14 protein-coding genes are annotated in these 22,283 nt (G+C 70.7%); 4 read left to right on the top strand and 10 right to left on the bottom strand.

What is annotated here, in order from left to right; genetic code table 11:
• Window positions 1-269: 269 nt before the first annotated feature.
• Window positions 270-1,907 (top strand): cytochrome c oxidase subunit I, encoded by a 1,638-nt coding sequence (gene ctaD, locus AB0J58_RS04035; RefSeq protein WP_364210257.1) that lies wholly within the window; start codon window positions 270-272, stop codon window positions 1,905-1,907.
• 7 nt (window positions 1,908-1,914) lie between these two features.
• Here ctaD and AB0J58_RS04030 read toward each other — a convergent pair whose 3' ends face one another.
• From AB0J58_RS04030 to AB0J58_RS04015, 4 genes are all read right to left on the bottom strand, one after another.
• A complete protein-coding gene (locus AB0J58_RS04030; RefSeq protein WP_364209911.1) occupies window positions 1,915-2,730 on the bottom strand; it encodes an MBL fold metallo-hydrolase in 816 nt (271 codons plus the stop codon).
• 47 nt (window positions 2,731-2,777) lie between these two features.
• Entirely contained in the window at window positions 2,778-4,094 is a 1,317-nt protein-coding gene (locus AB0J58_RS04025; RefSeq protein ID WP_364209908.1) for a carotenoid oxygenase family protein, read from the bottom strand.
• A 127-nt stretch (window positions 4,095-4,221) separates the two neighbouring features.
• Complete coding sequence (locus AB0J58_RS04020; RefSeq protein WP_343975854.1) at window positions 4,222-5,115, bottom strand: serine/threonine-protein kinase; 894 nt, start codon at window positions 5,113-5,115, stop codon at window positions 4,222-4,224.
• A 25-nt stretch (window positions 5,116-5,140) separates the two neighbouring features.
• Window positions 5,141-7,084 (bottom strand): N-6 DNA methylase, encoded by a 1,944-nt coding sequence (locus AB0J58_RS04015; protein WP_364209905.1) that lies wholly within the window; start codon window positions 7,082-7,084, stop codon window positions 5,141-5,143.
• Between the two features lie 84 nt (window positions 7,085-7,168).
• Between AB0J58_RS04015 and AB0J58_RS04010 the strand changes: the two genes are divergently transcribed.
• Window positions 7,169-7,972: a protein phosphatase 2C domain-containing protein gene (locus AB0J58_RS04010; protein ID WP_364209902.1), complete on the top strand. Its 804-nt coding sequence runs from the start codon at window positions 7,169-7,171 to the stop codon at window positions 7,970-7,972.
• Between the two features lie 112 nt (window positions 7,973-8,084).
• Here AB0J58_RS04010 and AB0J58_RS04005 read toward each other — a convergent pair whose 3' ends face one another.
• Together AB0J58_RS04005 and AB0J58_RS04000 are read right to left on the bottom strand one after the other, a co-directional pair.
• On the bottom strand, window positions 8,085-8,915 hold the full coding sequence (locus tag AB0J58_RS04005; RefSeq protein ID WP_364209899.1) for a phosphoribosylaminoimidazolesuccinocarboxamide synthase: 831 nt from the start codon (window positions 8,913-8,915) through the stop codon (window positions 8,085-8,087).
• A gap of 222 nt (window positions 8,916-9,137) precedes the next feature.
• Window positions 9,138-10,832: a bifunctional NAD(P)/FAD-dependent oxidoreductase/class I SAM-dependent methyltransferase gene (locus AB0J58_RS04000; RefSeq protein WP_364209896.1), complete on the bottom strand. Its 1,695-nt coding sequence runs from the start codon at window positions 10,830-10,832 to the stop codon at window positions 9,138-9,140.
• Window positions 10,833-10,955: 123 nt separating this feature from the next.
• Here AB0J58_RS04000 and AB0J58_RS03995 point away from each other — a divergent pair, with 123 nt between their 5' ends.
• Together AB0J58_RS03995 and AB0J58_RS03990 are read left to right on the top strand one after the other, a co-directional pair.
• Window positions 10,956-11,561 (top strand): XRE family transcriptional regulator, encoded by a 606-nt coding sequence (locus AB0J58_RS03995; RefSeq protein ID WP_364209894.1) that lies wholly within the window; start codon window positions 10,956-10,958, stop codon window positions 11,559-11,561.
• A gap of 207 nt (window positions 11,562-11,768) precedes the next feature.
• Window positions 11,769-12,878 carry a DNA alkylation repair protein gene (locus AB0J58_RS03990; RefSeq protein WP_364209891.1) on the top strand — a complete coding sequence of 370 codons (1,110 nt, stop codon included), beginning with the start codon at window positions 11,769-11,771 and terminating at the stop codon, window positions 12,876-12,878.
• 97 nt (window positions 12,879-12,975) lie between these two features.
• Here the strand turns inward: AB0J58_RS03990 and AB0J58_RS03985 are convergent, their stop codons facing one another.
• From AB0J58_RS03985 to AB0J58_RS03970, 4 genes are all read right to left on the bottom strand, one after another.
• Complete coding sequence (locus AB0J58_RS03985; RefSeq protein ID WP_364209888.1) at window positions 12,976-13,338, bottom strand: DUF488 family protein; 363 nt, start codon at window positions 13,336-13,338, stop codon at window positions 12,976-12,978.
• 128 nt (window positions 13,339-13,466) lie between these two features.
• A complete protein-coding gene (locus tag AB0J58_RS03980) occupies window positions 13,467-14,399 on the bottom strand; it encodes a hypothetical protein (protein WP_364209885.1) in 933 nt (310 codons plus the stop codon).
• 710 nt (window positions 14,400-15,109) lie between these two features.
• On the bottom strand, window positions 15,110-20,170 hold the full coding sequence (locus AB0J58_RS03975; protein ID WP_364209882.1) for a DNA repair ATPase: 5,061 nt from the start codon (window positions 20,168-20,170) through the stop codon (window positions 15,110-15,112).
• Complete coding sequence (locus AB0J58_RS03970) at window positions 20,167-22,278, bottom strand: flotillin family protein (RefSeq protein WP_364209879.1); 2,112 nt, start codon at window positions 22,276-22,278, stop codon at window positions 20,167-20,169. Before AB0J58_RS03970 ends, AB0J58_RS03975 begins: the two co-directional genes overlap by 4 nt.
• Window positions 22,279-22,283: the final 5 nt, after the last annotated feature.

Here is a 22,283-nt window from a genome sequence, read left to right as displayed (position 1 = left end):
GGCGTCCCGTGCCGCCCACCCGGGCCGGCGAGGTCCGGATGGGGGCGATTAATCGCCAGGTCAGCACGCGGGCAAGATGGCGGAAGGGAGCGAGTGGGAGTGACTTTTCCTGGGGATGGCGGGATGGAAGGCGGCGGGGATCGGATGCCGCGCCGGTTCGAGGATGGGCCGGTTCGTGGACGAGCCGGTTTCCGAGGGGGTGGGCTGTGACGACCTCCGAGCAGTCAAGTGAGGAGCCGCTGACCTCACCGCTGGCGCCGCGCAACCGGATGCCGGGCTCACTGGTCGTGAACTGGCTGACCAGCACCGACCACAAGGTGATCGGTTACCTGTACATGATCACCGCGTTCGTCTTCTTCATGTTCGCCGGGCTCATGGCCATGATCATTCGGGCGGAGCTCATCCAGCCGGGCATGCAGGTGGTGAGCCAGGAGCGGTACAACCAGATGTTCACCATGCACGGCGGGGCCATGCTGCTGCTGTTCGCGACCCCGCTGTTCGCCGGGTTCGCCAACGTGATCATGCCGCTGCAGATCGGATCGCCCGACGTGGCGTTTCCCCGGCTCAACATGGTGAGCTACTGGCTCTTCCTCTTCGGCGGCATCATCGTCCTCTTCGGCTTCCTCACCACCGGCGGTGCCGCCGACTTCGGCTGGACGTCGTACACGCCGCTCTCCATGGCACCTCACTCCCCGCAGGTCGGCGGCGACCTGTGGATCGTGGGCCTGGTGATGGCCGGTCTCGGCACGATTCTCGGCTCGGTCAACTTCATCACCACGATCATCTGCATGCGGGCCCCCGGAATGACGATGTTCCGCATGCCGATCTTCACCTGGAACGTGCTGCTGACCGGCCTGCTGGTGCTGATGGCCTTCCCGGTGCTGTCCGCCGCGCTGCTCGCCCTGGAGGCCAGCCGCAGGTTCGGCGCCCACGTCTATGACCCGCAGACCGGGGGAGCGCTGCTCTGGCAGCACCTGTTCTGGTTCTTCGGCCATCCCGAGGTCTACATCATCGCGCTGCCGTTCTTCGGCATCATCACCGAGGTGATCCCCGTCTTCAGCCGCAAGCCGATCTTCGGCTACATCGGCCTGGTCGGCGCGACCATCGCCATCGCGGGGCTGTCGATGACCGTGTGGGCGCATCACATGTTCACCACGGGACAGGTGCTGCTGCCCTTCTTCTCCTTCATGTCGTTCCTGATAGCCATCCCGACGGGGGTGAAGTTCTTCAACTGGGCCGGCACCATGTGGCGCGGGCACATATCGATGGAATCGCCGATGATGTTCGCGGTCGGTTTCCTGGTCACCTTCCTGCTCGGCGGGCTGACCGGGGTCATCCTGGCCTCTCCGCCGCTCGACTTCCAGGTGCACGACTCGTACTTCGTGGTCGCGCACTTCCACTACGTGGTCTTCGGCACCGTGGTGTTCGCGATGTTCGCCGGCTTCTACTTCTGGTGGCCGAAGATGACCGGCAAGATGCTGCACGAGGGGCTGGGCAAGCTGCACTTCTGGCTGCTGTTCATCGGCTTCCAGGCGACCTTCCTGGTCCAGCACTGGCTGGGCGCGCAGGGCATGCCGCGCCGCTACGCCGACTACAGCTCGATCGACGGGTTCACCACGCTCAACGTGGTCTCCTCGCTCGGCGCGTTCCTGCTCGGCGCCTCCACGCTGCCGTTCCTCTACAACCTCTGGTACACCGCGCGCCACGCCCGGCGGGTGACCGTGGACGACCCGTGGGGGTTCGGAAACTCACTGGAGTGGGCCACCTCCTGTCCGCCGCCCCGGCACAACTTCACCTCGATCCCGACCATCCGCTCGGAGCGGCCGGCCTTCGACCTGCATCACCCGAGGATCGGGAAGCAGCCGCGCCAGCTCGACCCGACGGCCGGGCTCCGGGAGGAGATCTGAGCCGCGCTCAACAGGGGCGGCCGAGGGCGGTCCTGGTGGTCTCCTCCGGGTACGGCGACAGGCGCACGGCGTCGGCGGGGGAGAGCAGGCCCGCCGCCACCCGCTCGCACAGGCGGGCCAGGGCGGTGATCTCCGCGTGCTGGGTGGCGGCGAAGGCGCGGTCGACCGGGTCGCCGTGGCCGGGGACGACGACGCCGCTGTCGCTGTCGCTGTCGCCGAGGAGGTCGAGCAGCCCGGCGAGGGTGGCCGGCCATTCGAGGGGATAGGCGTCCTCGTAGGCGGGCGAGGCGCCGTTCTCCACCAGGTCCCCGGCGAAGACCACGCCGGCGTCCGGCACGTGGACGACCAGGTCGGTGCCGGAGTGGCCGCGGCCGAGGTGGGCCAGGACGACCGGGCGACCGCCGACGACCAGCTCCGCCCGGCCGGTCACCAGGTGGTCCGGCAGCACGATCTCGGTGCTCGCGATGTCGTCGGCGATGTCCGCACGCCCCCGATCCCGGTAGTGGTGTGCCCACTCGTCCCTGGCCCGGCCGCCGTTGTCGGCCAGGTCGGTCCGGCAGCCCTCGTGCGCCCAGACGGGGCAGTCGAGGAAGGGCCGGGTGCCGAAGCTGTGGTCGAAGTGCGAGTGGGTGATCGCCACCGCCCACGGGGCGGATGTCACCCGCCTGACCTCCGAGACCAGCTCGGCCCCCTGCCGCTCGTCTCCCCGCGTGTCGACCACCAGGCAACCGCCGTCGCCCACGACCAGCCCCACCGACAGGTCCAGCTCGGCGTACCGCCGCACCAGCACCCGGTCCGCCACCTCGACCCATCGCCCTTCCACGGGGTGTATTCTCCCCGATCGCCGGCCGGCGGGCACCGTGGAGGCGGTCAGGCGTCGGCGAACCAGGAGCCGTGGAAGCCGGTGGGCACCCGGCGTGGCAGCCGCACCGTCGCCACGGACTCCAGCGTGCCGGCGTCCAGCACCCACAGCGCCGAGTCGTTCTCGGCGGTGACGACCGCCATCAGCCAGCCGTCGTCCTCGGCGCGCTCGCCCTCGGCCGGGACGAACACCGCCTCACCCGTCGCACCGCCGGTCTCCCTGACGTCGTTCGCGCCGGTCTCCGTGTCGTATTTGACGATCGCCTTCTCGGTCACGGTGTACAGGTAGCGGCTGGAAAGTCCGGTGCGCGCCCCGCTGATCGTGGGGAACTCGACGGCACGGTCGTCGAGCCGCTCCTCCTTGGCGAGACCGCTCCTGGCGTCGAGCGTCCACCGGTGCAGGGTCGCTCCCCGCTCCGGGTCTCCCGCGGCGCCGGGGCCGGGGACCTCGTCCACCCCGCTGCTGACCCTCTCCCACACGCTCTGGAAGCTGCCGGGGGTGTAGCGGATCGCGTCGAGGACGATCCGGCCCAGGGCGTCCTCGTGGGCGTTGCCGACGTGGAAGACGTAGCAGGGGTCGACGTCGAACCAGCGCGTCTTCCCGTCGGCGCGTCCCATCACGCCGAGCCGGGCGCCGTAGGCGTCGTCCCACCGGTAGGGGATGCCGTGGTTCGTCATCTCCAGATCGAAGACCACCGGCAGGTCCAGCCAGACCACGTGGTTCTCGGTGATCGCGAAGTCGTGCATCATGGTCGGCCCCGGGACCTCGATCTCCCGGCTCTCGACCAGCTCGCCGCCGGCGGACAGGCGGTGGTAGGTGAGGTACGGGGGGAAGAAGCCGTAGCCGAAGAAGAGCAGCTCCCCGGTGCGCGGGTCCTCCTTGGGGTGGGCGGTCATGGCCGTGGTCAGCCTGCCGCCGAAGTCGCAGGCGCCGACGGTGCCCAGCTCGGGGGTGATCTCGTACGGCAGGCCGTTCTCGACCAGGGCGAAGAGCCGATCGGAGTGCCGGATCACGCTGGTGTTGGCGCTGACGGCGGCCAGATCGACGCCGTCGGGGCCCAGGAACCGGGCGTCGCCGGTGAACTGGGTGGTCCGGGTCCACCGGTTGCGGTACCACTCGGCGCGGCCGTCGCGCAGGCGGACACCGTGGATCATGCCGGGGCCGGCGAACCAGTGGCCCGGGTCCTGCCCCGGCAGCGGGTTGGGGCCGTTGCGGAAGTAGCGTCCGCTCAGCTCGGCGGGGAGGAGCCCTTCGACGGTCAGATCGTGGACGTCGATCTCGTCGGGAACCGGGGCGAGGTCACCCTGCAGATAGGACGGGGTCATGATCCCTCCTGGATCTTCCACTGGTGATATGTCGAAAGAAAGCTCCCATAGGCGACATGTCAATAGAAGAACGTCAGAAGAGGCCGTAAGCTTTCGACACGCGCCGCTCGGCCTGCTCTCCGAGGCGTCAGGCCAGGACCCGGCCGACCATTCGCGCGTACATCCGGCCCGGGCTCGGCACCGACGACGGGTGCAGGAAGCCCGGCAGCATCGGCAGGTCCACCGCGAAGGGCTGCAGCCGCTCGTAGAGGACGTCGGCGCCCGCGGGGCGGTTCTCCGGGTCCTTCTCCAGCAGGTCGGCGAGGAGGCGGTTCAGCTCGGCGGGGACCCCCGGAACCTCGGGCGGGCGCTCCTTCACCTGGCGCTCGAACACGGCGTACTCGGTGGGGCCGGTGAACAGCTGGCGGCCGGTCAGCATCTCGTGGATCACGCACCCGAGGGCGTAGAGGTCGCTGCGGGGACCGGACAGGCCGCGCTGGATCTGCTCGGGCGCCATGTACGACGGGGTGCCGAGAATCTGGCCGACCCGGGTGAACTGCGTCGAGTCGGCCTCGCGGAGCACGGCCAGGCCGAAGTCGAGGACCTTGACGCTCCCGTCGGGGCAGAGCATCAGGTTGGTCGGCTTCAGGTCGCGATGGCAGACGGACAGCGCGTGGGCCGCGGTCAGCACCGCGCAGGCCTGGGCGGCGATCGCCGCGGCCCAGGGCACCGGGAGCGGGCCGTGCTCGCTGACCACGTCGGCCACGGTGACGCCCTCGATGAACTGCATCACCTGGAACAGCCGCTGGTCGAAGGTGCCGAAGTCGTAGAGGACCGGTGCGCCGGGGTGCTCCAGCCTGGCCAGGATGCGGGCCTCGCGCAGGAAACGCCGCTTCAGCTCCTCGTCGGGGCCGGTGAGGAACCTCAGGAACTTGACGGCCACCCTGCGGTCGAGATGCCTGTCATGGCCGCCGTAGACGGCCCCCATGCCCCCCTGGCCGAGAGGGAGGTCGTCGAGTACGTATCGGTCGCCGATGACCATCGACCCTCCCCTGGACGCGCGGGCATCACGCCCCTTGGTCGCATGGCCGGAGATGGCCGTCGACCAGTCCGTCAAAGCCTAGCCGGATCAGCGTTTCCCCCAGTGCCCTCGTCTCGCGCAGTCTGTCCTCCAGTTCGAACAGTTCGCGGAAGGCCGTTCCGTACATCCGCTGGTCGGACAGCGGCAGCATGGGCACCCTCGCCCGCCGCACGTCGAGGCGGCTGGATGAGGGATGGACCCTGGCCGCGTCGGCCGAGCGCAGGAAACCGGCCAGGAACCCGGAGTCGAGCCGCTGCGGGTCGACCCGGTACAGCGTGAGCTGCGGGCCGAGCGCCGCGCCGCTCTGGGTGATCACCCTGACCGCGCCGAGCACCGTGGTCACCACGTCGCCGGGCCTGATCATGATCAGTGCCGGATCGAGGGTGGTACGGCCCGAGGGCGAGGCGCCCGCCGCGGTGTCGTCGGCGGTCAGCACCGGGAGAGGGCCCTCGTCCGCCGACATCCTCGGCGGCGCCTGCAGGATCGTGATCAGCCCCGCCTTGGCCAGCTCGCCGACCGTGGTGGTCGGCAGGTCCTGCCGCTCGGCGAGCAACTCCAGGGCGGGAGCGGCCTCCGACAGCGTGGCCGAGGCACCCATGAAGCCGGCCAGGGTCTCGGTGAAGTCGCGCGGGAAGTCGAGGCCGCTGTGCTGAGGGCGGTGCCTGGCCGGGGCGAGGTCGACCTCGTCGTCGAGCAGGTCGATGATGCGCACCGTGCGGCCCTCGCCGGACGACTCGGCCTCGGGGTTCTCCAGGTACGCGCGCCAGGCGGGCTCCACGGCCGACAGGTCCTCGCCGGCGTCCACCACCAGCAGCTGGGACGGCGGACGCCCGCCGTCGGGCCTGCGTAGTATCCACAGGTCGGGGCCGCCGGGTGCCAGCGTCACCACGGCCCGCAGCGCTCCCGCCCGGAGCAGGTTGCCGCGGATCCGCTTGCCCGGACGACGGCTGGCGGCGGCGGTGGGCATCAGGATCGCCACCAGGCCGCCCGGCCGGACGCGGGCGAGGCAGTGCTGCACCCAGGCGAGCTCGGACTCACCGCGCGGCGGCAGGCCGTACTCCCAGCGCGGGTCACCGGCGAGCTCCTCGTGCCCCCAGACCCGCTCGTTGAACGGCGGGTCGCAGACCACGGCGTCGGCCACGTCACCGGCCAGGCCGTCCTCGCGGAGCGAATCACCGGCGACGATCCGCGCCTCGATCCCGCGCAGCAGCACCCGAACCGCGCTGAGCAGCGCGTTCGTCTCGTTGATCTCCTGCCCCATCAGGACGGTCTTCCCGCCGTTCGAAGCGCTTCCCCGCCGGGCCGTCGAGCTGCCCGCGCCCAGCAGCAGCGTTCCGACACCGCATGCCGGGTCCAGGACGACGTCCCCCTCCCGCACCACCAGCCGGACCATGAGCTCGGCCACATCGTCCCTGGTGACCGAGAGCTGGCGGGAGTGCGCCTCGACGTAGCGCTCGCACAGGAACTCGAAGACCTCCAGCGGGTCACGTTCGGCGGCCAGCTCGGCGACCAGTCGGACGAGGGCCAGATCGTCCAGGCGGAGATCGGCGGAGCCGGGGAGATCGGTCGTCACCTCGGCCATCCGGGTGAGAGACTTCGTACCATGATCACGCCAGGCGGTGGGCTCACGGCGCAGGAACAGCAGGAAGGCGCCGACCTTGGCCACCAGTTCGCCCAGTCTGAGGTCGTCGACCGAGGTGCGCATCCGCTGCCAGACCAGGTCGCCGAGCGAGACCTCGAAGGACTTGCCGTTCGCGCGCAGCCACCCGGCGATCTCCGGCAGCGAGAACAGCGGGCTGGAGGCGGTACCGCCCACCGGCTGGGGAAAGTCCTCGTGGCGGCGGCGCCAGTTGCTCACCGCTGCCCTGCCGACCCCGGCAAGCCGGGCGATGTCGCCCGCGTTCACGGTGATCTCCTGGGACTCCTCCATGTTGGGCCACAGTAGTTGACTGTGCCGCAACGGTCTACAACGTCTTTGCTTGTGAAGTGCTTCAACCAATGATTTACTGCCTTCATGGCACTGAACCAACCACTGGCACTGCGCTACGCGGCCCGCTCCGACGTGGGGGTCCGCCGTGAGGCGAACGAGGATTCGGGCTACGCGAGCGCGCGCCTGCTCGCCATAGCGGACGGCATGGGTGGTCATGCGGGTGGAGAGGTCGCCAGCTCACTTGCCGTCACCGCCATGGCGGCACTGGACGACACCCTTCCCGCCGACGGTGTCGACCTGCTCGCCGCGCTCAAGGGCGCCGCCAGGGACGTCAACCACACACTGCGCGACATGAGCGAGCAGGATCCCACGCTGCGCGGCATGGGCACCACCCTGACCGCCATGCTCTGGGACGGCGCCACCTTCGCCCTGGCCCATGTCGGAGACTCCCGGGCCTACATGCTGCGCGACGGCGCCCTCTACCAGATCACCCATGACCACACCCTGGTCCAGTCGCTGGTGGACGAGGGACGGATCACCCCTGAGCAGGCCGCCGAGCACCCGCGCCGGTCAATGGTGCTGCGGGTCCTTGAGGGCACCGGCGACGGCGAGCTGGACCTGTCGCTGCGCGAGGCCTACCCGGAGGACCGCTACCTGCTCTGCTCCGACGGCCTGACCGCCGTGGTCGGTCCCGAGACCCTGTTCAACACGCTGACCGAGATCTCCGACCCCGACGAGGCGGCTCGCTGGCTCATCGACCTCGCCAACCGGGGCGGCGGCCCCGACAACATCACCTGCATCGTGGCCGACTTCGGGGCGCCCACCGGTTCCGCCCCGGTGGAACCGACCATCGTGGGCGCCGCGGTCGAGAGGAAACTCTCCCTGTAGGGGACTCAGGCGCCTACCCGGGCGTCGGGGACGCGGAGTTCGTACGCCTCGATGTAGCGCGCCCTGGTGACCTCCACGACCTCGGCGGGGACTTTTTGAAGGCGTCGGGCTCCTACCAGGTTCTGCCGGTGATGCGTTCGTACGCCTCGATGTAGCGCGCCCTGGTGACCTCCACGACCTCGGCGGGGACCTCCGGGGCGGGCTCCTTCTTGTCCCAGCCCGTGCCGGTCGCCCAGTCACGCACGTACTGCTTGTCGAAGGAGAACTGCGCGTGGCCGGGCTCCCACCGGTCGGCGGGCCAGAAGCGGGAGGAGTCGGAGGTCAGCACCTCGTCGCCGAGCACGAGCGTGCCCTCGGAGTCCCAGCCCAGCTCGATCTTGGTGTCGGCGATGATGACGCCCCGCTCCGCGGCGAGTTCGGAGCCTCGCCGGTAGATCTCCAGCGTGATCCGCCGGAACTCCTCGGCGACCTCGGCGCCCTCCAGGGCGACCACCTCGTCGAAGGAGATGGGCTCGTCGTGCTGCCCCAGCGGCGCCTTGGTGGACGGGGTGAAGATCGGCTCGGGCAGCTTGGAGCCGTCCAGCAGGCCGGGCGGCAGCGGCACGCCCGAGACCGACCCGTGCGCCCGGTACTCCTTCAGCCCGCCGCCGGTCAGGTAGCCGCGCGCGACGCACTCGACCTTCGCCATCTCCAGCTTCCTGCACCGCACCGCACGGCCCGCGAACTCGGCGGGGACGTCGGTCGCCGAGATCACATGGTTGGGCACGATGTCGGCGAGCTGTTCGAACCACCACAGTGACAGCTGTGTGAGGATCTTCCCCTTGTCAGGGATGGGCGTGGGCAGGATCACGTCGTACACCGACACCCGGTCGGACGCCACGAGGATGATGTCCCCGCGATCCTCGTAGACGTCGCGGACCTTCCCTGAATGAAGAAGCTTCACTGCTTTCCTTGCTCTCGATCGACCCGGTCGCTGACCGACACCTGCTCACCGTATTCGACATCCGGCGACGCCCCGGCAACCGGGCACCCCCTCACCTGCTCGGGGGAGAGTTTCGCGATCCCTCTGGCCGGCGGCCCTCGGGACGCGGTCGCCGCGCGAGGCGATGTCCGCCGCCCCGAGGCGACGGCCGACGGCTTCCCGAGCGGTGGCCGGGGTGGCCGGTCACGGGCGCCTGCGGGCTCGCAGGATGGCGTCGTGGATGGTGACCTGGCGGCCTTCGGGGTCGTCGGCGAGGCGCGGTCTGGTGTCGGTGACGAGGATGTCCCACAGGTCGGGGTCGAGGGAGTGCGCGACCTCCTCGGCGGTGAAGAACATCTCGGGCACGTTGAGCCGGGGCATCGTGGTCTCCAGGTCCGAGAAGTGGTGGCCGACGATGAGCAAAGTCCCGCCGGGGGCCACCGCGGCGGCCAGCCGGGTGTGCAGTGCCTCGCGCTGCTCCTTCGGCAGGTGCATGAAATGGGCGGTGACCAGGTCGAAGCGGCCCTCATCGGGTGCCCAGCCGGTCAGGTCGGCGTGCACCCAGTCGATCCGCCCGGCCACCTCAGCGCCGAGGGCGTCAGCGTGTTCGGCGCCGCGCCGCAGGGCGACGGTGGCGAAGTCCGCCGCCGTGACCCGCCAGCCGCGTTCGGCCAGCCAGAGGGCGTCGGCCCCCTCGCCGCAACCGACGTCGAGCGCCGTGCCGGGGGGCAGGTCGGCGGTCTCGGCCACGAGCTGGGGGTTGGGCCGGCCACTCCAGATCGCGTCACGGGAACGGTAGCGCTCCTCCCAGGCCTGCTCGCTGAACATGCCCTCGACCAGGGCGTCCCGGTCGGTGTGCCGGTGAGCGTCCGGCGGTGTCGCGGTGGCGGGGCCGTGCCGGTCGTCGGGCACCCGTTCGGCGTGGCCGGAGAGGGACTCGGGTCGCCGGCGGTGGGCGGCGACGGCGTGGCGGGTGTCCTCGGCGATGAGGTCGGCGTTGATGGCGGCGGCGGTGTTCAGCGCCGAGGCGGCGGAGACGATCACCTGGGCGCGCAGGTCCGCCACGTTGCCGGCCACCCACACCCCGGGCACCGCGGTGGCCCCGGTGGGATCGGCGGGCACATAACTGCCGATGACGTGGTCGCCGGCCAGTTGCGGGACCGGCTCCAGCCCGAGGGAGGCGAGCACGTCGGCCCGGGCGGTGAAGCGCGGCGCGACCACCACGGCCTGGCAGGGGACGAGCTCTCCCGAGCGCATCCGGACGCCGTCGAGCCGGTCGCCGGTCGTCTCCAGGGCGGCGACCTCGCCCTCCACCAGGGTGACGCCCCGGGCGGCCAGCTGCTCGTACTCCTCATCGGTGGGCTTGGCGGCGGTGTGCAGGAACAGGGTCACCCGCTCACTCCACTGCCGGAACAGCAGGGCCTGGTGCGCGGCCATCGGGCCGTCGGCCAGGACGCCGATCGCCTGGTCGCGGACCTCCCAGCCGTGACAGTACGGGCAGTGCAGGACGTCGCGTCCCCATCGCTCGGCCAGCCCCGGAACGTCGGGCAGTTCGTCCACCAGGCCGGTGGTCACCAGCAGCCGCCGAGCCCGTACCTGCCGGCCGTCGGTGAGCAGCACGCGAAAGCCGTCGCCGTCCTCCAGCCGATGGGCCGAGGTGACGGTGCCGGTCACGATCTCACCGCCGTAGCCGGTCACCTCGGTGCGGCCGACGGCCAGCAGCTCGCCGGGGGGCGTGCCCTCGCGGCCCAGGTAGTTGTGCACATGCCCGGCCGGGGCGTTGCGCGGGGCGCCGGCGTCGACCACCAGCACCGAGCGGCGCGCCCGGCTCAGGGTCAGGGCCCCGCTGAGACCGGCCGCGCCGCCGCCGACCACCACCACGTCGTACTTCTCCTCCACCGCGTGCTCTCCTTCGCTCGTGGTACGGCCGGAGTGGGATCACGGCGGCCGTCTCGTCGCTGGACTATCCGCCCAAGGTGGCAGATTTGACAAATGCCTTTGCCGGGATGGCAAATAGATGGCATGAACGACGACGCCCTCCCTCCGGACGAGGCCCTCGACAGGGCCATCGACGCGGTAGGCCCGCGCCTGCGGGCACTGCGCCGGCAGCGCGGCGCGACCCTGGCGCAGCTCTCCGAGGCCACCGGGATCTCGGTCAGCACCCTGTCCCGCCTGGAGTCCGGCCAGCGTCGTCCCACCCTGGAACTCCTGCTCCTGCTGGCCCGAGCCCACCAGCTCCCGCTGGACGAGCTCGTCGGCGCGCCGGAGACCGGCGATCCACGCGTCCACCAGCGCGCGATCACCCGTGAGGGCATGACGTTCATCCCGCTGACCCGCAGGCCCGGTGGGCTGCAGGCGTACAAGATGATCATTCCGGCGAGCCGGCCCGGCTGCGGGCCGGAACAGCGGGTCCACGAGGGCTACGAGTGGCTCTACGTCCTGTCCGGGAGGCTGAGCCTGTCGCTCGGTGAGAAGAAGATCGTCCTGATGCCCGGAGAGGTCGCGGAGTTCGACACCCACATCCCGCACGCGTTCAGCAGTTCCGGCCCGGAACCCGCCGAGGTACTCAGCCTGTTCGGCCCCCAGGGCGAACGCCTGCACATCCGCGCCCGCCCCTCCGGCGGGTGAGCCGGCCGACGCCGGGCATCCGCCCCGAAGGCGGCCGTGCCGTCACGCGGCCTCCCGGCCGGGGCGGCGGATCCACGACTCGCGGCGCTCCCGGGAAGACCCGGCCTCTCCTGCTCGTCGTGCGGGGTCGCACGACGAGCAGGAGGGACCTCCGTGCCCCATCGTGGCGGCGGGCACGCCGCCACGACGTCCCATTGGAGAACACACATGCCCTTCGCCGACGAGCTCATCGGACCCGACACCGCCCGCGCACTGGCCCGGGCGGTCGGGGCGGTCGTGCCGGACGCCCGGCTCACGGCACTTCGAGCGGCGACCTCCGAACTCGGCCCCCTGTCCCTGCGCGAGCGTGCCGACCTGCTGCGTGACGCCCTGCTGCGGGACCTGCCCGGAGACTACGGGTCCTTCGCGGGCACGGTCCGGGCCGCGCTGAACGGGAGACATCCCTTCAGCGGCTGGCTGATCTGGCCGGTGAGCGGTGCTGTCGCCACCAAGGCGATCGAGGACGGGAGCGGCGAGGCGTTCGATGACGCCCTCGACGCGCTCGCGGAGCTCACTCCACGCCTGACCTCCGAGTTCGCCATCCGCCTGCTGCTCGAACGCGATCTCGATCGCGCGATGGCACGGATCATCGACTGGACCGTTCATCCCGATGAGCACGTCCGCCGCCTCGCGACCGAGGGGACCCGGGCCTTCCTGCCCTGGGCCAAGCGGGTTCCGGCCATCCTCGCGAACCCCCGGTCGACCGTGCCGGTCATCAGCGCCCTGTACCGGGACGAGAGCGAGTACGTACGACGCTCGGTCGCCAACCATCTCAACGACCTCAGCAGGGAGCGGCCCGACCTGGTGATCGAGACCGCCGCCGCCTGGCTGGCCGATCCGGACGGCAACACGCGGAGAGTCGTTCGGCACGGACTGCGGACGCTGATCAAGAAAGGCCATCCCGGCGCACTGGAACTGATGGGGTTCACTCCGGGCACGGTTGTCGAGATCGTGGGTCCGAAGCTCGCCGGCACCACCGTGCCGTTCGGCGGCACGCTGAGATTCACCGTCTCCGTCACCAACCCCGGACAGGAGCCGGTGCGGCTCGCGATCGACTACATCGTTCACCACAGGAAGGCGAACGGGAGCCAGAGCGGCAAGACCTTCAAGCTCACCACCAGGACCCTCGCACCCGGCGACACCATCGATCTCTCGCGCGACCACTCGTTCCGCGAGATCACCACCAGGCGCTACCACCCCGGCACCCACGCGGTCGAAGTCCAGGTCAACGGAGTCGCCTCCGGCCGCACCGACTTCACCCTGCTCGCGCCTGGCTGACGGCTCACGGGGGAGAGGCGGTCGGCGGTGTGCCCGATGGCGGTACTCACCCGGCCGCGCGCTCCCCTCGGTGCCAAGCTCACGTAGGACGCCGCGGTCAACTCCGCAGCAGGTCGGCGAGGACCACGGCCTCGCTGATGTCGGCCTGCCTGGTCGCGGTCAGGAGCGTCACCGTTCGCTGCCTCGCCAGCTCCCGCAGGTGCTCCAGCGCGGTGGCCCGCTCGGGGTCCTTCAGCTCGGCCCGGTAGCGGCGGCCGAACTCCTCGAACCGAGCCGGGTCGTGGCCGTACCACTTGCGCAACTCGGTCGAGGGCGCCACCGCCTTGCACCACTCCTGAAGATGTGCCTTCTCCTTGGACAGCCCGCGCGGCCAGACCCGATCGACCAGCACCCGGGCACCGTCCTGAGGTTCCGGCTCCTCGTAGACCCGGCGCACCCGTACCTTTGGTTCGTTAGCCATGACCTGGTCATTCCCAGGTGACGGCGATGACAGCCATCGGGCGGAGCCGGTCCGTCGATGTGTGCCATCCGGCCCCGGACCGGCCCCGGACCGGTGACGGTCCGGGGCCGGTTTGTCAGCCGAATCGGCTAACCGGCTATGGATCCGGACCACAGTTGCGCGGCGCTGGAGTAGACGGGTGACACATCGCCGTCGAAGGTGGCGGACACGGCGGTGTCGTAGCGGTCGTCGAGGTCGATGTCGGAGACGCTCATGGTGACGCCGATGACGTAACCGAGGCCGCGGTCCGGCCGGTACGACAACAACCAGGGCGAGCCGAGGGAGCCTTTGTCGGTGAAGGGGGAGGCGGCCCCGACGAGGTCGTCGGCGTAGAGATCAGTGGGCTGGAAGGGGAACGTCGGTCCCTGAGAGGTCTCAAGGGTTTTGCCGGTGTAGGGCGCGGTGTTGTCCGGGTGGGATCCGGCGGGATAGCCGAAGACGTTGACCGTGCGGTTGGGCTGCTGGTTCCAGGCGATGCCCTGTCCGCCGACGTTGTCGCCGAGCCTGCCCGTGTCGGCCAGTCCGCCGGTGGACGGCTGGGACACGCCGTTGTAGACGGCGGCGAACGCGTAGTCGTGGCCATGGTCGGTGTAGGCGTCGAACGAGTGGTGAGCGACGGCGCTCTTGCCCACGTAGAGGCCCCACGGCGGCGCGTCGTCGGTGTAGCCGGGGACGAAGGCCCAGTTGGCCAGCGTGGTGGCACCGCCGACGGTGTCGTACACGCAGTGCGCCGCGGTGAGGACCAGGTTGCGCTGGGCCGACTGCACCGACGTGCCGCTGCACCAGTGCGGCAGGCCGTCCGCGCCGACGAAGAACACCTTGCCCGTGGTGGTGGGCAGGCTGAGGTTCTCGGAAAGCCCGGCGGTCCTCAGCGCGCGGCCCACCGGCTCCACCGCCGTGGGCCCTGCGGCCAGGGTCTTCGCCGCGGTGGTCCGCTTCCTTCCGGAGATCACGGTCTGCACCCCGTACGGCGTGGCCTGGAGCAGGTTTCTCCTGGAGTCGCCGAGCCAGAAGTTCGCCACCTGCTGAGCCTGGGTGGTGCCGGAGGTGAGGGAGACCGTAACGGGGCCGGTGTCGGCCCGCGCGGGCAGGGCGGTGATAATCAGGCCGAGCAGGGCTGCGCAGAAACCGAGCAGCAGCAGAAGGTCGCGGCTCGTCGGCGGATCGTCATTCGGCCGGATACCGGTCCGGGTTTCGCGTTGTCCGGACGAAGAAGCGCCTCCGTCTTCCCGATGAACAACATCGCCCGACCCGAAATAACGGCGTTTCACCCGAAATTGTGGAAAGTGGCTGCCGTGCGATGGACGGCACTCCATCGATTGATCGTCCTGGGGCCTGGTCAAGATCTGCTCCATCGTCGTGCACGCGCACGGGTCCGCTCTCGCCGGCATGCGCTGTCTTGTCGCGCCGCTCCGGGCGCGAAGGTCGGCGACGACATTAGGAGGCGGTACTGGAGATCAGCTTGTGGATCGGTTGGAGGCACCGGCCGGGCGACCGCCCACCACCCCGCCGGCGACCAGTCCGCCCCGAGCGTCTCCCCCTGGTCTGTGACTCCAAGGGTGTTGAACTCCCTCGGAGCGGGACACCCGCGCCGCCGGCATCACGTGAATCCGGCCTGACGGCCCGATCGCCCGGCGTCGGTGCCCCGGGGCGGGTCGAGCGGAGAGCCGGCCACGGGGGGCAAGGCGGGAAGGGGGGAAAGTGTCCCCGCCACGCCCCCCGTGAGCGGGTTTCACGGTTCGGGGGAGAGCCGGTCGGCGGCGTGTTCGATGGCGGTGCTCACCCGGTCGGCGAGGAGGCCGACCGCGCCGACCGCGCGGGTCATCGGGTCGTCCTCGGCGCCGCCGAGGGCCTGGGAGCGCAGGTAGGCGGCCTTCACCTCGGTCCATCGGGCGGCCTGCCCGGCGGTCAGGGTGCCGCGTAGCTCGGCGAGTTTGAGCAGGTTGGCCTCTGCCCCCGAGGTGAGGGTCTGGGCCTCGCCGAGGTAGTGGTCGTCGATCACCGCCTCCAGCTCGGCGTCGTTCATCACCGGGACGACCCGGGCCGCGAGCTTGTTCATGTTCCGGTAGGAGCCCTGGAGCTGGTAGGGAGGCTCGGTCCGCGAGGCGTCCGACTGGGCGGCCGAGGCGATGTACGCCTGGTTGTTGGCCAGCACCACCTTCTGGATCCGGAGCAGCCTGCGGAGCACCGCGAGGACCTGTTCCAGCTCCACCGAGGAGTACGGGTGGGAGAGCTGGTCGGCCCGGACCCCCGAGTCGCCCCGCGCCAGCCGTACCAGCAGGCGGATGTCGCCGCGGTCGCGGGTGGAGAGCGGGGACAGCACCGGGTTGGAGGTCAGCGCGTTGTCGATGTAGCTCAGCGCGAACAGCTCGTCCCGGCCGGACAGCACGTCACCGAGGTTCCACACGTCGGCGCGGTTGGCGAGCATGTCGGGGATGCGGAAGCGCTTGCCGGACTCGGTGTACGGGTTGCCCGCCATGCAGACCGCGAAGCGCTTGCCACGCAGGTCGTAGGTGCGGGTCCGGCCCTCCCAGACGCCCTCCATCCGGCGCTGGCCGTCGCAGAGCGAGATGAACTTCTGCAGCAGCTCCGGGGAGGTGTGCTGGATGTCGTCCAGGTAGAGCAGCACGTTGTTGCCCATCTCCAGCGCGAAGGAGATCTTTTCGATCTCCTGCCGTGCCGTCGCGTCGGGCGCCTGCGCCGGGTCCACCGAGGTCACCAGGTGGCCCAGGGCAGGGCCGTTGACCTTGACGAAGATCAGCCCCAGCCGGTCGGCCACGTACTCCATCAGGGTGGTCTTGCCGTAGCCGGGCGGGGAGATGAGCAGCAGCATGCCCATCTGGTCGGTCCGCCTGGCATCCCCGGCCGCGCCGAGCTGCTTGGCCAGGTTGTCGCCGATCAGCGGCAGGTAGACCTCGTCGAGCAGCTGGTTGCGGACGAAGGCGGTCATCACCTTCGGCTGGAACTCCTCAAGACGCAGCCGCGCCCGCTCGGCCGCGACCAGCTCGTTGCGCCGCTTCTGGTAGGCGCGGTAGGCGGGGACGCGGTGGTCGCGGAAGTGCCGGGTCCTGGCCAGGAACTCGTCCAGCCGCAGCCGGATCGCGCGCCCGGAGATCCGGGGGTGCGCGCCGAGCAGACCCTCGACCGTGGCGGTCAGCGCCGCGGACGAGTCGTGCCGCGCCACCTCGCAGAGCAGTACGGCGACAGCCTCCACCAGCTCCGCCGATCCGGGGGCCGATGCCGAGTCCGGCCCGGAGTCCGGCGTCGAGAGGTCAGCCGAGAGGTCGAAGGCGGACAGCCACGCCTCGGCCAGGCGATGACGCCCGGAGAGGTCGTCGCCGAGCGCTCGCAGGTCCTCCTCGAACTCCCGGCGCGCGGGGCCGAGCGCCCGGTCGAACCGGTCGAGCAGCGCCCGTGCCCCCGCGCTCGTCACGAACCCGAACGGCTTGCCGGCCAGTTCCTCGAAGAGATACTCCCCGGCCAGTTCGAAGACGCCCTCGTCCCCCCGCGCGAGGGTCCCGGCCGCCCGGGGCGCCCCGGCCGTGCTCGCGGCGGCCACGGCGAGCGCGCCCGCCGGGCTCTCCGGACGGTCGTGGAGACCCCGGCTGAAGGACGCGATCGCGGAGCCGAGGGCGGCACGGGTCTCCCGTACCGCCTCCACCTGGCCGAACAGGGTCCGGGCCCGGGCCAGCGAGGTGGCCCGGGTGGTCCAGGTCGCGCGGGCGGCCTCGTCGGTGCCGTAGGTCCAGAAGAGCTGGGCGGCGGCCCGCGCCGCCGGCGGGTAGCGGAGCAGGCCCGCGCCCGCGTGCAGGCGGAGCGCCGCCTGCAGGATCGCGGTGGCGTCGTGGTCGTGGACGCCCCGCTCGTAGCCCTCGTCGTAGCGGGTCTCCGCCACCCGGCGGACGATCTCCAGCAGCTCCCCGTCGGCCACCGCCGCCTCGTGCAGCGCGTCCAGGGAGACCTGTCGCTCGCCCAGCGTCAGGGTGCCGGACTCGGCGGCGGCCAGGATGGAGGCGGCCAGGTGCTCGCCCCGGTAGACCTCCGGCGACTCCGAGACCGTCAGCTGGTTCCAGAACGGCCGGGTCTCCTCGAAGGCCGCGTCAAGCACCGGGGAGCGGTAGTCGGTCCCGGTGACGGCGAACGCCATCCGGCCTTCGTGCGGGACCAGGGTCAGGTCGGCCGGCTGGGTGTTGACCGCGAACAGGTGGCGGCCGAGCCGGATGGTCTCGCCGCCGTCGGTGTAGAGGTCGAGCCGGTCGCGCAGGGCGCGGCCCGCCTCCTGACGGGCGGACTTGACCCGGCCTTCGAGCTCCTCGGCGCGGACCTGGTCGCCCAGCGCGCGCAGTTCCCCGACCACGCCCTTGAGCTTGAGCACCATCGGGTCGGACCCGAAGTAGGTGTTGACCTCGTCCAGCGACTTCAGCCCGGCCAGGCGGCGCCGTACGCTCGACAGGATCCGGGTCGCGGAGTCGGACAGCCGGTCGGCGCGGCGGGCCCGTTCGTCGAGCAGCGCCTGGCGGCGCGAGGAGAACGCCTCGTAGACGTCCTCCCGTTTCGAGGACAGCTGCCCCAGGAAGTCGTCGAACTCGGCGAAGCGCGACTCCAGGTTCTCCAGCTGGAGCATCAGCCGGCCCAGCTGCTCGTCGCAGCGCTCGGGGGTGTCGGACATCGCCAGCGCCCCGGTGATCGCCTGCCCCAGCAGGGCGTACTCGGCGGCGAAGGCGGCCCTGCCCTCACCGGCCAGCAGCTCCCCGCGCCGGGCGTCCAGCGTGGCGCGGGCGCGGTTGACGCCGCCGAGCACCTCGCCGACCCGTTCCAGGATGGAGGTCCGCACGGTGGCGTCGGCGATGTCGAGCGTGCCGACCACCTCGACCACGATCTCCAGGCCCCGCGCCTGCCGCTCCAGCCGCTCACCGATCGGCCCGGCCTCGGCCACGGTCGCGATGGCGCCCGCCTCGGAGACCAGCGACTCGACCTCCGCGTGGTAGCCGGCGAAGGCGTCGTCGCCGCGCAGGAAGCCCGCGGCGCGCTGCGCGGTGCTGTCCAGCTCGGCCGCCAGCTCCGCGTCGAGCGCGTCGATCCTGGCGACGTCGACGTGGCGCAGCTCGCGCAGGGTCACCAGGTGCCCCTGCGACCGGCGCAGCTGCGAGAGCCGGTCCACCCAGCCCTGGGCGGACCTGGGCGCCTCGCTCCGCGCCTGCCGGATCAGCGTGGTGGTGTCGGCGGCGGCGGCCTCCAGCGCCTCGGCGGCCTGCCGGGTGAGCGACTGGACGTTCTCGAACTCGTCCAGCACCTGCTCGGCGGTGGCCCGCACGTCGGCGAGCGGACCGCGCAGCCCGTGCTCGCCCAGCCAGTGGTAGTGGTCGAAGACCCGGGCGCAGGAGGCGATCAGCGCCTCGAAGACCGGGATCGACGGCGCCATCTCGTCGACCATCCCGGCCACCGAGAGGCAGTCGGAGATGCCCCGGACCAGCTCCGCGTTGCCGATCCGCTCCAGCGGGCCGGTGCCGACCGGACGGCCGGCGGCGTAGAGGTCCGACTGGTACGCCGTCTGCCAGACCTGCATCGGGTGGACGCGGGTGGGCTCGTCGGAGGTGGCCCTGAAGACGACCAGCGTGCCGTCGTCGAACAGTGAGTAGCCGTGGCAGGAGAGCGGATTCGCCACCTGCTTGCGGATCACGTTGTACGGCAGCAGCAGCGAGCGCCCCTCGGCGCGGGCGTGGAAGACGTACAGCACGTCCTCGCCGTTGGGGGAGCGGATGACCCGCTCGAACTCCAGCTCGGACACGTCGGTGTCGAAGGTCTTGCTGACCCCGGTGGACAGGTAGTAGCCGCCGGGGAAGATGATCCCCTGGTCCTCGGGCAGGCGCTGGCAGGCCTGCCCGATGCCATCGAGGCGGACCACGTCCTTGGTCCGGGTGTTGAAGACCAGGTGCCGCCAGTCGGGCTCCTTGTACGGCCGGATCCGGAGCAGGATCAGCGGGCCGATCCTGGCGTGCTGGACCTCCGCGTCGGCGAGGCTCTGCAGCGGCTCGGTGACGGGCTCGCGGTAGACGCCCTCGCCGGACTCGGTATTGTTCTCGATCTTGATGGTGAGGTCGCCGCCGACGGTCTCGACGAACACCTCGCCCTGGATCGAGATGTGCGGGTGGCGGCCGAGCACGTGGTCGTCACGGGTGGCGGGGGTCCACTCGAAGTCGTGCGAGGGCGGGAACGTGTGGTCGCGCTCCCCCCGGTCGTCGATGTAGGTGAGCGTGCCGTCCGCCCCGACCTGCCAGCGCAGCACCCGGGTGTCCTGCGGGCCGGTCTGGAAGACGGCCAGCAGCTTGCCCTCGACCCGGCGGAGCTGGAGCAGCCGGGTCTCCCGGTAGTACCGGTAGAGCTCGGCGAAGTCCCGCTCGAAGCGCGGGTCACGGAACATCGGCGCCGGGTCGAAGCGGAACGCGTCCGCCGTGTCCCGTACGAACGTGTGCATGGAGAAGACGTCCGCGACGGCCGTCTCCGGCTTCAGCCCGATGAACACGTTGTAGCCGAAGAGCATGAGCCCGCCGACCGAGACGATGTCGCGCGGCACGCAGTTGTTCTCGGTGCGTATCCGCTCGGTGCCGATCAGGCGCAGCTCGGCTCCGCCGAACACCGCCAGGCGTTCGGCGTTGAGCGCGTCGGACCTTCTGGCCAGCTCGGCGGCCTGTTCGGCCAGCCGGGCGCGGAGCACCTCATAGGTGCCCGCGTCCAGCCCGGCCCCCTCCGCGCCGGGGGCGTCGGTGACGGCCTCCGCCGTGGAGGACGTCACTTGCCGGCGGAGTTGAGCGCGGCGACCGGGACCTCGGTGGTGGTGGCCGCGGTCTGGGCCTCGCTCAGCAGGCCGCGGAGCCGGTCGGCGTCGGGGCCGCCATCCTTGATCAGTTTCATCAGCAGCGCGGACAGCGAGAGGTTCCGCACGTCGGCGGTGTCGATCGAGCCGAGGACCCTGCCCAGGTCGGCGGGGATGCTCGACGAGCCGTTCAGGTAGGGCTCGGCCAGCGTGCGGGCGACGTCGGAGTGGTCCACGAAGCCGTCCACCGCCTTGCCCATGCTGATCGAGTTCATCAGCTTGTCGAAGAACACGGTGTCGCCGCCGACGATGTCGATGTTGGCCTTGGACAGGCCGGCGGAGACCACGGAGGCCTGCGCCTCGGCGATCTTGAGCTGCACGTTCACTCCGGCGAGACGGATCTCCTTCTCGGCCTCCAGGCGCAGACGGTACTCCTCGTGGGCGCGGGTCGCGTCGGTGAGCGCGGCCATCGCCGCGGCCTTCTCGGTGAGACCCTCGGCCTCGGCCTTGAGCTTCTCCCCGACCGTCGCGGCGGCGGCCATCGCCATGGCCTGCTCGCCCTCGGCCTCCGCCTTCAGCTTCTCGCGTACCGCGGTGGCCACGGCGTGCGCCTTGGCCTGCTCGCCCTCGGCGATCGCCAGCGCCTTCTCCCGCTCGACGGCGGCCTCGGCGCGGCCGATCTTCTCGATCGCCGCGGCGTCCCGCTCGCGCACCTGCACCTCGGCCAGGCCGGGAGCGGCGGTCTCGGCCTGGACGCCCTCGGCCAGACGGATCTTGGCGCGGGCGTCGAGTTCGGCGGCCTGCTGCCGGGACTCGGCCAGCACCAGTGCCTCGCGGGCCCGGTGCTTGGACGCCGCCTCGGAGGCCTCGGCCGCCTTGATGTCCTTGACCAGGCTCTCCTGGGCCTCGGCCTCGGCCTGGATGATCACGGCCTGACGGGTCCGCTCGGCCTCCTCGACCACGCGCAGGCGCTTGATGCTCTCCTCCTGCTCGGCGACGGTCTTCTCCACCACGATCCGCTCGCGGATCACCTCGGCGATGGAGCGCTTCTCGCCTTCCAGTTCCTTGTCCTTGGAGATACGCGACAGCTCGGTCTCGCGCTCGCGGGCGATGACCTCCAGCAGGCGGTCCTTCTCGATCCGCTCGGTCTCGATGGCGAGGACCCGCTCGCGGTTCTTCGCCGCCACCGCGATCTCGCGGGCCTGGTTCTCCTGCTGGATGCCGAGCTGCTCGTCGGTACGGAGGTGCGCGGCGTGCGCCTTGAGCCGCTCCTCGGCCTGGACCTTGGCGGTCTCCGCCTCCTCGCGGGCACGCATGGTCTCGACCTCGCGCTTCTGCTTGGTCTCCGCGTCGGCCTGGCGGCGCTCAAGCTCCAGGATGGCCTCCCGCGCGTCCACGTTCTGGCGGGTGATCTCCTTCTCCTCGCGACGCTGGAACTCGTTGGTCCGTACGTGCTCGATGGCGGTCAGCTCGGTGATCTTCCTGATGCCCTGCGCGTCGAGGATGTTGTTCCGGTCGAGCGAGGTCAGCGCGGTCTGCTCCAGGTAGTCGATGGCCGCGTCCTCAAGGCTGTAGCCGTTGAGGTCGGTGCCGATGACCTGGATGATCTGGTCGCGGAACCGGTCACGCTGGGTGTACAGGTCCACGAAGTCGAGCTGCTTGCCGACCGTCTTGAGCGCCTCGGAGAACTTGGCGTTGAACAGCTCCTGCAGCGTCTCCTGATCGCTCGCGCGGGCGGTGCCGATGGCCTGGGCGACCTTCACCACGTCCTCGACGGTCTTGTTGACCCGGACGAAGAAGGTGATGCGGATGTCGGCGCGGATGTTGTCACGGCAGATCAGGCCCTCACGGCCGGTCCGGGCGATCTCGATGGTCTTCACCGAGATGTCCATCAGCTCCGACTTGTGGAAGATGGGCAGCACGATGGCGCCGGTGAAGGTGACGTCCACCTTGTTGATCTTCGAGATGATCAGGGCCTTACCCTGTTCGACCTTGTTGAACAGGCGGCTGATCATGATGAGCAGGCCGACGACGACGAGCAGGACGACGGCGAGGAAGATGCCGAGCCCGGTGGAGATGACGTCCAAAATGG

Origin of the sequence: Streptosporangium sp. NPDC049644, from assembly GCF_040675205.1 — a bacterium.
Classification (GTDB): Bacteria; Actinomycetota; Actinomycetes; order Streptosporangiales; family Streptosporangiaceae; genus Streptosporangium; species Streptosporangium fukuiense.
The sequence above is the reverse complement of the archived record's forward strand: the minus strand, read 5'-3'. Positions and strand labels throughout refer to the sequence as shown.

What these genes read in the sequence shown, in the direction of transcription:
- AB0J58_RS03985 (WP_364209888.1), bottom strand. Translation starts at nt 13,338, where the DNA reads ATGGCTAACGAACCAAAGGTACGGGTGCGCCGGGTCTACGAGGAGCCG.
- AB0J58_RS04015 (WP_364209905.1), bottom strand. Translation starts at nt 7,084, where the DNA reads ATGGAGGAGTCCCAGGAGATCACCGTGAACGCGGGCGACATCGCCCGG.
- AB0J58_RS04010 (WP_364209902.1), top strand. Translation starts at nt 7,169, where the DNA reads ATGGCACTGAACCAACCACTGGCACTGCGCTACGCGGCCCGCTCCGAC.
- AB0J58_RS03995 (WP_364209894.1), top strand. Translation starts at nt 10,956, where the DNA reads ATGAACGACGACGCCCTCCCTCCGGACGAGGCCCTCGACAGGGCCATC.
- AB0J58_RS03990 (WP_364209891.1), top strand. Translation starts at nt 11,769, where the DNA reads ATGCCCTTCGCCGACGAGCTCATCGGACCCGACACCGCCCGCGCACTG.
- AB0J58_RS04025 (WP_364209908.1), bottom strand. Translation starts at nt 4,094, where the DNA reads ATGACCCCGTCCTATCTGCAGGGTGACCTCGCCCCGGTTCCCGACGAG.
- ctaD (WP_364210257.1), top strand. Translation starts at nt 270, where the DNA reads ATGCCGGGCTCACTGGTCGTGAACTGGCTGACCAGCACCGACCACAAG.
- AB0J58_RS04020 (WP_343975854.1), bottom strand. Translation starts at nt 5,115, where the DNA reads ATGGTCATCGGCGACCGATACGTACTCGACGACCTCCCTCTCGGCCAG.